Genomic DNA, 13475 nt, shown 5'->3' on the forward strand with positions numbered 1-13475 from the left:
GATCTGTTCGCCGGGGCGGCCCTCGGCGTCACCCGCCGCCACCCCGCCGCGGCCAGGGTGACGCGGCCGATGGAAGGCGGCGCGGTCAGCGGAAGAGGCGTTCGAGGACGTGGGCGACGCCGTCGGCGTCGTTGGAGGCGGTGATCTCGTCGGCAGCGGCGAGGACGTCCGGGTGGGCGTTGGCGACCGCGACGGCGTGGCCGGCCCAGGCGAACATCGGCAGGTCGTTCGGCATGTCACCGAAGGCGATCGCGCGCCGCGCGGACACGCCGTACCCGGCCGCGATCTCCGCCAGGGCGACGCCTTTGGACACGCCCGCCCCGGCAATCTCCACAAGATCGTAGCTGGACGTGGTGACCACGGCCGTCGATCCGGCGGCAGCCACGATGGCACCGTGGACGTCGGCGAAGCTGCCCGCGGACAGCGCGCGCCGGACCAGCAGTTTCGTCGCGGGCAGGGCCGTGAGCAGTTCGGTGACGTGCCCGACGGCCTCGTGCGGGTCGGGCCACATCGTGCTGAAGGCCGGCTCCCGGCCGAAGCGGGTGCCGCTCTCCACGGCGAAGGCGGCGTCCGGCACGATCGCCCTGATCTCGGTGGCCAGATGGAGCGCGGTGGCGGTGTCCAGGACGCGGTGGCGGAGGGTGGCGTGGTTGTCCAGGTCGTAGACGAGCGCGCCGTTCGCGCAGATGGCCAGGCCCGACGTGCCGGTCTGGGCCACGATGTCGGCCATGACCCGGGTCGGGCGGCCGGTGACGAAGATGACGACGGACCCGGCGCTCCTGACCCGGTCCAGCGCGGCACGGGTGCGCTTCGAGACCGTGCCGTCGGTGCGGATCAGCGTCCCGTCGAGATCGGTGGCGACGAGCGCTGGGCAGAACACAGTCGTTCAGTAAACCGCATCCACGCGGGCTGCGCCGACTGCCCTCCATCCTGCCGGAGGCCGGGTTTCGGGGGTTGTGGGGCCGAAGAGGGCATGATCATGCTGCGGCCGGGTGTCCCGCGGGGCCGTAGTGTGCTGCGTTAGCATGCGCGTGGTCCGGGAGGCCGAGGTCCCTGGGTCGCCGGCCGGAGTGGGATCCGGGCGGTGGACAGCCCTTCCAGCGTCCAGAACGATCATTTTTGCGACTGGCGGGAAGGCCGTGGGAAGGAAGGTGCCCGGGAAGCGATGAAAACGTTTGACGAACTATATCTCGAGCTGGCTGAAAAATGGCGTGAACGAACGCCCGGATCCGGCAGCGTGGACGCGCTGGACAAAGGAATTCACCACATCGGGAAGAAACTCCTCGAAGAAGCCGCGGAAACCTGGATGGCGGCGGAGTACGAGGGGGCGGAGCGGGTCGCGGAGGAACTGTCACAGCTGCTGTACTGGAGTCAGCTGGTGATGATTTCCGCGGGTCTGACACCGCACGACGTATACTCCAGGCTGTGATAACGACCCTTCGGTGCGCGTTCAGTGCCGGACTGTGACACGGGAGCTGTGATGCTGCGACTCGCGGTGCCCAACAAGGGGGCGCTGGCGACCGCGTCCAGTCAGTTGCTCGTCGATGCGGGTTACCAGGCGCGTCGCGAATCGGCGGAGCTGGTCGTCACCGATATCGAGAACGACATCGAGTTCTTCTTCCTCCGACCGCGCGACATCGCCGTCTACGTCGGGGCCGGCCGGCTGGACATCGGCATCACCGGCCGCGACCTACTGATCGACAGCGGCGTCGCCGCCGACGAGCTGCTGCCACTGGGCTTCGGGTTCTCGACCTTCCGCTACGCCGTGCCGGAAGGGGGTGTGACCGACATCGACGGTCTGACCGGCACCCGGATCGCCACCTCCTTCCCCGGGCTGGTCACCGCCGACCTGGCCCGGCGCGGGGTCGACGCCCAGATCGTCAGGCTGGACGGCGCGGTGGAGACCGCCATCCGGCTCGGGGTCGCCGACGCCGTCGCGGACGTGGTGGAGACCGGGCGCACGCTGCGGGCCCACGGGCTGACGCTGCTGGGCGAACCGGTGCTGTACTCGGAGGCCGTGGTCGTGGTGAAGAAGGGGCTGGACCTCACCACGGCACACGAACGGCTGCTGCGTCGCATCCAGGGTGTGCTGGTTGCCCGACGTTACGTCATCATGGACTACGACGTTCCGAACTCCGTGCTTGAGAAAGCCTGCGAGATAACCCCTGGTTACGAGTCGCCGACCATATCCCCGTTGCAGCGTGAGGGCTGGGTCGCGGTGCGCGCCATGGTGCCGCACACGGAGCTCAACCGGGTGATGGACGACCTGTGGGAGATCGGCGCCCGCGGCATCATCGTCTCGTCCATCCAGGCCTGCCGGCTGTAGACCGTGTCTGGACGGGCGAGACCGTGTCTGATGGGGGCACACCCGCCCGTGCGGTCGAGAACGTCCGTCAGACACGGTCGGGGCGTCGTCCAAGGGCCACCCGCGGGAAGCCAGCGGTGGCCGGGTCAGCGGTGGCTGAGGATGAGCGACATACCCTCGTTGCGGGTCGCGGTGCTCAGGAACTGGCCGCGCACCGCTGACGTCATCGTGCGGGCGCCCGGCTTGCGAACCCCGCGCATGGACATGCACAGATGCTCGGCCTCGACCACGACCATGACCCCTCTGGGGGAGAGGGCCTGTTCCAGCGCGTCGGCGATCTGGGTCGTCAGCCGTTCCTGCACCTGAGGGCGTCGCGAGTACAGGTCGACGAGCCGGGCGAGCTTGGACAGCCCGGTGATCTGGCCGCTTTCGTTCGGGATGTAGGCCACATGCGCCTTGCCTGCGAACGCGACCAGATGGTGCTCGCACAGCGACGTGAAGTCGATGTCGCGAACCAGCACCATCTCTTCGTGGCCTTCGTCGAAAACGGTGGTCAGCACCTCGGAGGGGTCCCGCCCGAGGCCTTCGACCGCCTCCCGGTAGGCACGGGCGACCCGTTCCGGGGTCTTGCGCAGCCCCTCCCTGTCCGGGTCCTCGCCGATACCGATCAGCAGCTCCCGGACGGCGCGGGCGACCCGCTCATGGTCGAACGGCCGGACGGCCTGCGGCCCGAGATCCGGTCCCCGCCGCTGGCGGGCGACGTCCGAGGCGGGGACCGTACCGGCGTTCACGTTCTGCGTGGCCGCGTCCACGGTGTCCACGGAGGCTCTGGAAAGGGAGATATGTCCGCTGCTGGGAGGTGCGAGGTCGGAATCGGTCGTCAACGGCGTCCCCTGTCGTCGTCGTTCGGCAGGCTCGGGGGCGCCCACGGGTCCGAGATCCGTGGGATGGGCGACGACGGCGCCGGGGAGCCCGCCCTGGTGTCCTCCTCCCCGGGTACCGAGGAGTCAGCAGGGCCAACCGGGGTGGTAGTGGATCCATTCCCACCAGGGGTGCTGGAACCGTTGCCGCCGCGGCCAGCTCCGTTCGTCCGGCCGTGCTGCCCGGTGCTGGTACCGGTGACGAGATCGGTGACGTCGCCGGACTTGTGCAGAGCCAGTTCGGCCGGGGTCATCACCGGTGGCCGGTCGGACGGCAGACGCTTGCCGACGCCGGTGTAGGAGCCGCGGCTGGGCCGCTTCTCCACGGTCGCGAAGATCTCCATGACCTCGTCCCTGCCGAGCGTCTCGACGTCCATGAGACGCAGGACGAGGTTGTCCAGGACATCCCGGTAGCGGACGAGGATCTCCCAGGCCTCGTCGTGCGCCGAGTCGATCAGCTGGCGGACCTCGGCGTCGATCTCCGCGGCGAGTTCCTCGGAGTAGTCGCGCTGGTGGCCCATGTCGCGTCCGAGGAAGACCTCGCTGCTCTCGCCACCGAACCTGACCGCGCCGAGCTTGTCGCTCATCCCGAACTGGGTGACCATGGAACGGGCGATCTTCGTGGCCTTGTCGATGTCGTCGCTGGCGCCCGTCGTCGGCTCGTGGAACACCAGCTCCTCGGCTGTCCGCCCGCCCAGGCACACCGCGAGGTCGTCCAGCATCTCCGACCGGGTGCGCAGGTAGCGGTCCTCCTGGGGGAGCTGCATGGTGTAGCCCAGAGCCCGCCCGCGGGGCAGGATCGTGACCTTGTGGACGGGGTCGCTGTTCGGCAGTGCGTGCCCGACCAGCGCATGCCCGCCCTCGTGGTAGGCGATCCGCTTCTTCTCCTTGTCGCTCATCACCCGGTTCTTGCGTTCCGGGCCGGCCATCACCCGGTCGATCGACTCCTCCAACAGGTCCGAGGAGATGAACTTGTGGTCCGACCGGGCGGTGAGCAGCGCGGCCTCGTTGAGCACGTTCGCCAGGTCGGCGCCGGTGAACCCGGGGGTCCGGCGCGCGATGACCAGCATGTCGACGTCCGGCTCGATCGGCTTGCCCTTGGCGTGCACCTTCAGGATCGCTTCACGGCCGAGCAGGTCGGGCCGGTCGACGACGATCTGCCGGTCGAAACGGCCCGGGCGCAGCAGCGCCGGGTCGAGGATGTCGGGCCGGTTCGTCGCGGCGATGAGGATCACACCGCCCTTGACGTCGAACCCGTCCATCTCGACCAGGAGCTGGTTGAGGGTCTGCTCACGCTCGTCGTGGCCACCGCCGAGTCCGGCCCCGCGATGGCGACCCACCGCGTCGATCTCGTCCACGAAAATGATCGCCGGGGCGTTGGCCTTGGCCTGCTCGAACAGGTCCCGGACGCGGCTCGCGCCGACACCGACGAACATCTCCACGAAGTCCGAGCCGGAGATCGAGTAGAACGGCACGCCGGCCTCGCCGGCGACCGCGCGGGCCAGCAGCGTCTTGCCGGTGCCGGGTGGCCCGTAGAGCAGCACACCCTTGGGGATCTTGGCCCCCATCGCCTGGAACTTGCCGGGGTTCTCCAGGAACTCCTTGATCTCCTGGAGTTCCTCGATGGCCTCGTCGGCGCCGGCCACGTCGGTGAAGGTCGTTTTCGGCGTGTCCTTGCTGACCAGTTTGGCCTTGGACTTGCCGAAGTTCATGACCCGGTTGCCGCCGCCCTGCATCTGGTTCATGAAGAAGAACAGCAGGAACACCACCAGCAGCACCGGCAGCAGGTTGAGCAGCAGCGACACGATGATGTTGCCCTGCTCGACCTTGACTTCGTAGGGGACGTTGTGGCCCCGCAGATCATCGGCAAGCTTTACGGCCTGGTCGGTGACGTAGGACGACTCGTACTCGGACTTGTCCTTCGTCGTGATCTCGATGCGCTGCTTCGAGTCCTGGATGGTGGCAGCCTGGACCTGCCCCTCGGCGATCTGCTGCTGAATGAAGTTCAGGTCACGTTTGGTGTACTCGCCTGAGCCAGACAGCACATTGGTCGCGAGAATGATCACGAGTACGGCCAGGAGCAGCAGAGGCACCCAGCCGCGGAAGATTCTTCTTGGAGTCATCTGCCTGGAGCGCTGGACACGCGCGCTCCACCCTCCTGACGTGTGTGCCGCCCTCGTTCGGGATTCCCTTGTGCCGAGGGTACCGCCGGTACGCGCGCCTTACCGCGTGTACATCCGAGCAACGGGCAACTGATGCGTACCGTTCCACCGCGCTGCCCCGAATGGGCGGTTCGTGGCACGATCCGCCGCCGTCGATCCGCCGGATCCATCATTTGCGAGATCATCAACACAGTCCGCAGCGACGCCCGTGCCGGTGCGGACCAGGCCTACCGGGCGCCACGTTCGATCGCGTCCGTGTTCAGCGTCCCTACATAGGGCAGCGTACGGTAACGCTCGGCGTAGTCCAGGCCGTAGCCGACGACGAAGGCGCTCGGGATGTCGAAACCGACGTACCGGACGTCGATGTCGGCCGCCAGCGCCTCCGGTTTGCGCAGCAGCGTGAGCACCTCCAGGGACGCCGGCCCCCGCGAGCGCAGATTGCGCAGCAGCCACGACAGGGTCAGGCCGGAGTCGATGATGTCCTCGACCACCAGCACGTCCCGCCCCTCGATCGAGCGGTCCAGATCCTTGAGAATGCGCACCACACCCGAGGACGAGGTGGCCGAGCCGTACGACGAGACGGCCATGAACTCCATGGTCACCGGTATGGTCAGGGCCCGGGAAAGGTCGGCCATCACCATCACCGCGCCCTTGAGAACACCGAGGAGCAGCACCTCGCGGCCGGCGTAGTCGGCGTCGACCTGGGCGGCGAGCTCCCCGATCCTGCCGGCGATGTCACCAGGGGTGACCAGCACCTCGGCGATGTCGGGATGCCGGTCTGCCCGCGGGGGAAGATCCGTTCCTGATCCGAGCCCGCCGAAGCCGATCTCGTCGGGCATCGTGTGCGCAGCGGCCACCTGAGTCTCCCTGGAGTGTCCGCGCGGCCGGCCGGCCAGGACGTCCCGCGCGTGGGTGCTGGACTGGCTCCCGGACCCGTGGGCCACGGGCCGTGCGGAGGTCTCCCCCCGGCCCGCGGCTCGCGGCCCGGTGGTGCGGAACACCGAGATCCTGCCATCCGCGCGGCCGGCGACGACACCCGACGGCAACGGAACGGGCTTCTGCCCACGCCATCTGGTCACCAGATCGTCCATGGCCCGGACATGATCGGCCCGCAGGCCGGTCGGCGCGCTTCCCACGGCCAGGGCCGCCCGGCGCAGCACCCGGGTACGCAACGCCTCACTGAGCGTGACAAGTCCGGCGAGGTCAAGGTCGACCCGAGCCGGTGGCCCGGACGTGCCCGGGCCACCGCCGTCGGCTTCGCTGCCCGGCCCGTCGGGCGGCCCGTCCGCGTCCAAGTCATGATCGCGCTGCCTTCGGTGGGGTCGGGGCAGCGCCAGACGCTCGTAGGCCAGCGCCGCGTCGGCGTCGAGCGCGCTGGTGTCGGCCCGCAGCAGGTCCGCGGTGCGCGCGAGCGCCTCGGCGATGCCCGGCCCGATGGTCTCCTCCAGGACAGGCAGTACCCGGTGCCGGACCCGGGCCCGGGCGAACGCCTCATCGGCGTTGGTCGGGTCGTCCCACGGTGTCAGCCCCTCGGCGAGGCACGCGTCGCGCGTCGCCGACCTGCGGACGTCCAGCAGCGGACGCCTGATCACCCCGTCCAGGCGGGGCATGCCCGCCAGCGACCGGGTGCCCGACCCGCGGGCAAGCCGCAGCAGCACCGTTTCGGCCTGGTCGTCAAGGGTGTGACCGAGCAGCAGCGCGCTCGCCCGCAGCTGCCCCGCCGCGTCGAGCAGCGCGCGGCGGCGAGCCTCCCGGGCAGCGCCCTCCGAACGCGGGGAGTGCGCCGGCAGCACCTCGACGGGGTCGAACCCGAGCGCCCGGCCGTGCGCGGCCACCGTGGCCGCCTGCGCCGCGGAACCCTCGTACCAGCCGTGGTCGACGGTGAGCAGCCCGGCGCGCAGAGCCCGGCGCGGGGCGATGAACGCCAGCGCGGCGGCCAGCGCCAGCGAGTCCGCCCCGCCGGAGCAGGCCACGAGCACCAGGCTGCCAGGGGCGAGATCGGCGATCGAGCGTCGGACGGCCACCCGGATCTCGCTCACGGCCCTGCACGCCCGCATCACGCCACGCGCCCCCGCGCCGTCGTGTGCCATGGCATCGCCGGGTGCGCCGCCCCCCGCAGGTGTCGCGGCGGGTATCCCGGCGGATGCTGTGACGGATGTTGAGGCATCGTCCCGCGGGCCGCGGGGCTGCCCTGGGCACGGGCCCCGCTCGTCCTGTCCGGTGATCGACACCCCTGGTCAGGCCGACAGGGACGGACGCGAGCCCAGCACACGCTGCATCCAGGCAACCGGATCGACCAGCTCCGCGCGGGTCGGCAGCGTCTCGGGAGACTCCCAGACCAGGTTGAACGCGTCCACCCCGGCCTCGGCGACGACGGCCCGCACGAACGCGCCACCCTGCCGGTACTGCTGAAGCTTGAGGTCCAGCCCGAGCAGACGACGGACGAACCGGTCGATCGGCGAACCACCGCCGCGCCGGCTGTCGAAACGCGTCCGGATCTCGGTGACGGTCGGCACGACCTTCGGGCCGACCGCGTCCATGACCTGGTCGGCGTGTCCCTCCAGCAGGGTCATCAGCGCCTGGAGGCGGTCCAGGACCTGCCGCTGGGCGGGCGTCTGGAGCGCCTCGACGATGCTCGGCGCGTTCGGCCCGCGGTCGAGCACGGCGCCGCGCACGGCGCTGACGGCCGACTTCACCCGTTCGGCGAGCACCTCCGGATCGAGATCGGTCGCTTCGATGAACGCGCCGATCTCGTCCTCCAGGTGCTGACGCAGCCACGGGACGGCGGTGAACTGGGTGCGGTGGGTCTGTTCGTGCAGGCAGACCCACAGCCGGAAGTCGCGTGGGTTGACCCCCAGCGTCTGCTCGGCGTGGGCGATGTTCGGTGCGACCAGGCTCAGGCGCCCGGCCTGCGCGACGATCTGCCGTGCGGGGGTGTCCGCCCCGGCCCCGTCCGCTCCGGCGGCTGGCTCCTTGCGGAGGGCCTCGGCCGGTTCCCCGGGGGCCGCGGTCGAGGCGGGGCTGGTCGCACCGGCCTGCTCGGGTGGGAGGAAAACCTCATACTGCCCGAGGACCTTGCCCGCGAGATAGGCCAGGGCGGTGCCGAGTTGGACGCCGGTGACGGTGCGTCCGACAGCCGAGGACAGCCTGCCCCGCTCCCGGTCCGCGAGCTTGCCCAGCAGCGGCCCGGCGATCACCCGTAGGCCGGCGACGTTCGAGCGGACCCACTCCGGACGGTCCACCACGGCGATCGGCGTGGCCGGACCGGCTGGTTCCAGCCGGGTGTATGTCTGGACATGGCCTTCCGCCTCGACGGCCAGCCGCCGCAGGTCCGCGACCACCGCGTCCGCTTCGGCGCGGGGCAGTTGCGGGCCTGGCCGGACAAGCCGCCGCGCGGTCGCTACGGCGAGGTCCCAGTCCACTGGCTCGGCGTCCACATCCGCCAGCCTATGTCCTCTCCCTGGGGATGACAGCTTTATCGTTGCCATCCGTCGATCACCGTCGACCATTCCCGCGTCACCGTGGGATGATTTTTCCGGATGGCCGCCGCCTTCCGGATGTTTCCCCGCCCGGCTCGTCACCGGTTCCGCGCGTCCGGTTCCGGACATCCGGCGTCCGTTCGAGTGGTCGGCGCCGCGGCACCGCGTGTTTTCGGACGCTTCGGTGTCCTGCCGGACGCGCCGGTATCCGCCGGCATCCGTACGCGGTCAGCATCCGCACGAGGCGAGCGCGACGGCCATCTGGTCGAGGGCTGCCCGGGTGGTGCCGGCCTCCTCGACCGGGGCGAAGAAGCCGAACAGCAGCAGTCGGCCGTCGGTGTCCACGACCTGGCCGGCGAGGCTTGTCACGATGCGCAGACTGCCCGTTTTCGCGCGGACGTCGCCGGCGCCGGCACGGGTGTCGGGCGCGTGGTACCGGTCGCCCAGCGTCCCGGAGAAGCCTGCGACCGGCAGCCCGGTGAGCAGGGTCCGCAGCTGCGGATGCCCGGGCAGCACGGCGGTTCGCAGCAGCGCCACCAGCGTCGCCGGGGCGATCTGGTTCGAGGTGGACAGCCCGCTGGTGTCCGCCAGGTTCGCGCCGGCGGTCGGCACCGCGAGCTCCCGCAGGACGTCGAGCACCGCCCGGGTGGCGCCGTCGAACGACGCCGGCAGGCCACGGGCGTGGGCCACCAGCCGCCCCAGGCTCTCGGCCAGATCGTTGTCGGAGTAGGTCAGCATCCGCTCGACCAGCAACGGGATCGGCGGGCTGTGGACCTCGGCGACCTGCCGGGGCCCGGCCCCGCCGGAACCGGAGCCGCCGGTGCTGCCGGTGCCGGGGCTGCCGGCCTCGGGGCCGCCGGGCATGGCACCGACCCCGGTCGACGCGACCCGCACACCGGCCCGGCGCAGCGCCGCCGCGAAGGCGTTCACCGCCGCCAGGTCGGAAGTCGTGGTCCGCGGGCCGGCCGCGCCGGGAGCGGTGCGCCCACCGTCGACCTCGAGCGCGGACACCGGCGTGACATTGCCTTCGGCGACGTAACTGTCACGCCATCCGGCCGCGGTGGACGGCCCGGTGAACAGCGTCCCGTCGCCGACCAGCCGGTCGACCTCGGTGATACCGGCCGCCCGGACCTGGGCGGCCAGCTCCGACAGGCGGGCTGGAGCCGGGTAGTCGGCCGGCCCGGTCGCGGCGGTCAGCGTCGGGTCGCCCGCGCCGACGAGCCACAGCGTGCCACCGCCGGCCGAGGCGGCGGACGACGGCCCGCCCGTCGTCCCGGCGCCGTCCGTGCCGGCAGCTGCCACCGTGCCGGTCACGGGGTCGCCCGGTTCAGCACCGCCCGGCGCGGGACCGGCCGGTGCGGTTGACGGGGTGTGGAAGACCCGGGTCGTCAGGGTCGTCCGCGCGTCGAAGGTCGTCAGCGCGGCCGCGGCGACCACGGTCTTCAGCGTGGACGCGGGGGCCACCGCGGTGGTCGACCCGCGGTCGAACAGCGTCGCTCCGGACAGCGCGTCGACGACCAGCCCCACCGGGTTGCCCAGCGCCGGGTTGGCAAGCGGACGGGCGAGCCTGGCGCTGACCGCCGCGGGGTCGGCGACCCGTACCGTCGGGTCCAGGGCGGGGAAGGGCGCGGCCGCGGGCCGTGGAGCGGGCGCGATGTTCGGGCTGTCCACGGGCGGGACGGAAAGATGACCGGCGAGCAGCGCGGTGGCGATGGCGGTGAGCCCACCGACCCGGCCCGGCATCGGAGGGGTCACGTGCGGGAGACTATGTCCTGTGGCCGATGGCCGCGCCCGTAGCTGATGGCCGCGCGGTTATGTTTTTCGCCACCAGCGCGCTTCCACAGCCGGGGGATGTGGCCGCTGCGGACCTCTTGGACTTCCCGGATTGTCCTTGACGACCCGGGAAGTCCAGGAGCCGGCAGCAGCCCCGAGAGCGGGACGGGTGAGCGTGGAAAAAGCATGACCGTGCGGCCCGTGGCTCGCCGGCCCGTTGGCCGCGGTCCGGGGGTCGGGCCGCCATCGTGGGGAATGCCCTCCCGGGTAGACCCTGGGCTGATCCGGCCCGGCGGATTTCACTGTGGGCTCCTGCCCTGACAGTGAATCGTCACCGCCGGATCGGCCCGCGACCTTCGAGGTGACGTGCGTGGATGCCGACACTGGTAACAAGTACACAACACAAGGGCGCTTCGGACGGGACGCGCCCACAGACACGACAGGGGATGGAGTGGACCTCGAGTTCGATGTGACCATCGAGATCCCGAAAGGGCAGCGGAACAAATACGAGATGGATCACCGCACCGGACGGATCCGGCTCGACCGGATGCTGTTCACATCCACCCACTATCCCTCGGACTACGGGTTCATCGAGGGTACGCTGGGCCGGGATGGTGATCCTTTGGACGCGCTCGTCCTGCTGGAGGAGCCGACTTTTCCGGGCTGTCTGGTCCGGTGCCGGACGATCGGCATGTTCCAGATGAGCGACGAGAAGGGCCCTGACGACAAGGTGCTGTGCGTGCCGGTCGCGGACGTCCGGCAGGAGCACCTGCGGGACATCAGGCATCTTCCGGAGTTCGACCGGCTGGAGATCCAGCACTTCTTCGAGGTCTACAAGGACCTGGAGCCGGGCAAGTCGGTCGAGGGGGCGTCGTGGGTCGGCCGCGCCGACGCGGAGCGGGAGATTCTTGCCTCGATCCGGCGCGAGGAGGAGGCGGTCGCCGCCGCGGGGGGAGACCACGACGGCTCCGTGCCGGACACCTCCGCCCTGGGCGTCCCGGGACACTCCGCCCCGGAGGTCAGATCCGCCTGATCACTGTGGATCGACGGATCCGCACAGGTTTACCGATCGCGGTCGTGGTGGCGGATCCTCGCCGGTTCACCACCATGACCATGATCGGTGCCTACGGCCGCGTGCGGGTGACGTCGGTTGGCGGGATGCCCGGGATGCCGAAGGGCATCCTGCGCCGGGCCCGCTCCCTGATCTCTTCTGGTAGGTCGTCAGCCTCGAGCAGAAAGGGGAGAAGCTCTGGTTGGGTCGTCAGCGCCCGGAAGGTCATACCGATGGTGACATCGTGATCGGGTCGGCGCTCGACCGACACAGGGTCGCCGCGGCGGACGTGCCCCGGCCGTATCACGCGCAGGTAGGCGCCTGGCACCGCTCGCAGCGTGAACGTCCTGACCCAGCCGCTGAGCCCCAGCCGCACAGCGCCTGCCCTGGTCAGAGGGGGGTCTGAGCCGGAGGCGGGGATTGAACCCGCGACCTATCGCTTACGAGGCGATTGCTCTGCCACTGAGCTACTCCGGCGTGTCACTGGCTCCAGGGGCTGGCTGGCGGTAGGATCGCGAACCTCTTGATCGTAAATCTTGATCGTGAATCTTCCCGCGTTGCCGGCACCCCGAGGAATCCAGCCTCACCGAGTATGCCAGACCGGTCCGGGTGGCCCTGTCGGCCGGTGGCGGACACCGCGAGGGGAGGCGGTGACGGTGCTGCGGCGAGGGTGGCGGATCAGGGTGGCGGATCCTCGGTGTGGACGAGCGGCGGTCGCTTTCCGGTGATTCGGCGGCCCGGCGATCCAGCGGCCCGGCGAATCCCGCCGCCGACGTGGGCGTGACGGTACGGGTGATCGTTCAGGGGCGAGGATGGTAAGATCATGTTTCTTCCATGTTGCGGCCGGGTCGAGGCGGGGGGCTGTCGAGAGCTCCCGATCCTGTGTGCCTCCGATGCCCTTTCATTGACAATAAGTAGTCGTCGCGCTACTATAACGTGCTTAAATCAGGGAACCCCACACATGCCGATACCCCGCTCGCAGCGGTTCCGGAGAGCTTGCGTAGGGTTTCGGCCATGACCGGGGACGCAACTGCAACAGCAACGAGGGGGGCTTCCCTACTCGTCGCCGAGGACGACGAAGCTTCTCGGGTTGCGCTTGCCCGCAGCCTTGAACGATTCGGCTATCGGGTACTCGAGGCGGCTGACGGCGAGACCGCGCTCAAGCTTTTCCAGACGACCGAAGTCGACCTTGTAGTGCTTGACGTCGCGATGCCGCGTATGGATGGCTTCGCTGTACTGAGCCGGCTGCGGCAGACCAGCGAAGTACCTGTAATCATGTTGACGGGCCGGGCCGAGGAGGTCGACCGAGTCGTCGGTCTGGAACTCGGGGCCGACGACTACGTGGTCAAGCCATACTCGCTGCGGGAACTTGTCGCGCGGGTGCGAGCCAGGTTGCGCCGTCGCCCCGTCGAGCCGCCACCGCAGCGCACCAGCGATGGAAACGACCCGCTCGTCTACGGAGACGTTTCCATCGACCTGCGTGCCCGGGAGGTCGCGGTCGCCGGTGAGCGGGTCGATCTCACCGCGCGCGAATACGAGCTGCTCGCTTTCCTGGCGAGCCATCCCCGCCGGGTTTTCAGCCGTGAAGAACTGCTGGAGCAGGTCTGGGGCACGCGTTTCCAGGATCCGGCGACCGTCACCGAGCATGTCCGTCGGGTGCGGACCAAGGTCGAGGGACGCCCACCGCAGCGTCGGCTCGTCACGACCCTGCGTGGCATGGGATACCGCTTCGACCCGTGATCCCGCCCTGCCCGGCGGCGCGGGGTCACTGACCGCCTAGTGTCC

11 protein-coding genes and 1 tRNA gene are annotated in these 13475 nt (G+C 70.1%); 4 read left to right on the top strand and 8 right to left on the bottom strand.

Annotated elements, in window-relative coordinates; translation table 11 throughout:
• Positions 1-85 precede the first annotated feature (85 nt).
• Positions 86-880: an HAD family hydrolase gene (locus CM1CMNOD_RS02905; protein ID WP_013872178.1), complete on the bottom strand. Its 795-nt coding sequence runs from the start codon at positions 878-880 to the stop codon at positions 86-88.
• A gap of 204 nt (positions 881-1084) precedes the next feature.
• Here CM1CMNOD_RS02905 and CM1CMNOD_RS02910 point away from each other — a divergent pair, with 204 nt between their 5' ends.
• Together CM1CMNOD_RS02910 and hisG are read left to right on the top strand one after the other, a co-directional pair.
• Positions 1085-1429: a phosphoribosyl-ATP diphosphatase gene (locus tag CM1CMNOD_RS02910; protein WP_013872179.1), complete on the top strand. Its 345-nt coding sequence runs from the start codon at positions 1085-1087 to the stop codon at positions 1427-1429.
• 51 nt (positions 1430-1480) lie between these two features.
• On the top strand, positions 1481-2326 hold the full coding sequence (gene hisG, locus CM1CMNOD_RS02915; protein ID WP_013872180.1) for an ATP phosphoribosyltransferase: 846 nt from the start codon (positions 1481-1483) through the stop codon (positions 2324-2326).
• A 125-nt stretch (positions 2327-2451) separates the two neighbouring features.
• On the opposite strand, the gene folE is transcribed toward hisG, so the two are convergent.
• The 5 genes from folE to dacB form a co-directional block, all read right to left on the bottom strand.
• Complete coding sequence (gene folE / locus CM1CMNOD_RS02920) at positions 2452-3096, bottom strand: GTP cyclohydrolase I FolE (protein ID WP_431307068.1); 645 nt, start codon at positions 3094-3096, stop codon at positions 2452-2454.
• Between the two features lie 89 nt (positions 3097-3185).
• Entirely contained in the window at positions 3186-5348 is a 2163-nt protein-coding gene (gene ftsH / locus CM1CMNOD_RS02925; protein ID WP_013872182.1) for an ATP-dependent zinc metalloprotease FtsH, read from the bottom strand.
• A 266-nt stretch (positions 5349-5614) separates the two neighbouring features.
• Complete coding sequence (gene hpt / locus CM1CMNOD_RS02930) at positions 5615-7477, bottom strand: hypoxanthine phosphoribosyltransferase (protein WP_013872183.1); 1863 nt, start codon at positions 7475-7477, stop codon at positions 5615-5617.
• Between the two features lie 147 nt (positions 7478-7624).
• Positions 7625-8824 (bottom strand): zinc-dependent metalloprotease, encoded by a 1200-nt coding sequence (locus tag CM1CMNOD_RS02935; RefSeq protein ID WP_013872184.1) that lies wholly within the window; start codon positions 8822-8824, stop codon positions 7625-7627.
• 270 nt (positions 8825-9094) lie between these two features.
• Positions 9095-10609 (bottom strand): D-alanyl-D-alanine carboxypeptidase/D-alanyl-D-alanine endopeptidase, encoded by a 1515-nt coding sequence (gene dacB, locus CM1CMNOD_RS02940; RefSeq protein ID WP_013872185.1) that lies wholly within the window; start codon positions 10607-10609, stop codon positions 9095-9097.
• 481 nt (positions 10610-11090) lie between these two features.
• Between dacB and CM1CMNOD_RS02945 the strand changes: the two genes are divergently transcribed.
• Positions 11091-11672 (top strand): inorganic diphosphatase, encoded by a 582-nt coding sequence (locus tag CM1CMNOD_RS02945; RefSeq protein ID WP_083828129.1) that lies wholly within the window; start codon positions 11091-11093, stop codon positions 11670-11672.
• A 91-nt stretch (positions 11673-11763) separates the two neighbouring features.
• On the opposite strand, the gene CM1CMNOD_RS02950 is transcribed toward CM1CMNOD_RS02945, so the two are convergent.
• Positions 11764-12066, bottom strand: a complete 303-nt coding sequence (locus CM1CMNOD_RS02950) for an MOSC domain-containing protein (RefSeq protein ID WP_050803314.1) — start codon at positions 12064-12066, stop codon at positions 11764-11766.
• Positions 12067-12095: 29 nt separating this feature from the next.
• A tRNA-Thr gene (locus CM1CMNOD_RS02955) sits at positions 12096-12167 on the bottom strand.
• Between the two features lie 537 nt (positions 12168-12704).
• On the opposite strand from CM1CMNOD_RS02955, the gene CM1CMNOD_RS02960 reads away from it, so the two are divergent.
• Entirely contained in the window at positions 12705-13430 is a 726-nt protein-coding gene (locus CM1CMNOD_RS02960; RefSeq protein ID WP_013872187.1) for a response regulator transcription factor, read from the top strand.
• Positions 13431-13475: the final 45 nt, after the last annotated feature.

This window comes from Protofrankia symbiont of Coriaria myrtifolia (assembly GCF_900634755.1).
Taxonomy (GTDB): Bacteria; Actinomycetota; Actinomycetes; order Frankiales; family Frankiaceae; genus Protofrankia; species Protofrankia coriariae.

What these genes read in the sequence shown, in the direction of transcription:
- dacB (WP_013872185.1), bottom strand. Translation starts at nt 10,609, where the DNA reads ATGCCGGGCCGGGTCGGTGGGCTCACCGCCATCGCCACCGCGCTGCTC.
- ftsH (WP_013872182.1), bottom strand. Translation starts at nt 5,348, where the DNA reads ATGACTCCAAGAAGAATCTTCCGCGGCTGGGTGCCTCTGCTGCTCCTG.
- hpt (WP_013872183.1), bottom strand. Translation starts at nt 7,477, where the DNA reads ATGGCACACGACGGCGCGGGGGCGCGTGGCGTGATGCGGGCGTGCAGG.
- hisG (WP_013872180.1), top strand. Translation starts at nt 1,481, where the DNA reads ATGCTGCGACTCGCGGTGCCCAACAAGGGGGCGCTGGCGACCGCGTCC.
- CM1CMNOD_RS02960 (WP_013872187.1), top strand. Translation starts at nt 12,705, where the DNA reads ATGACCGGGGACGCAACTGCAACAGCAACGAGGGGGGCTTCCCTACTC.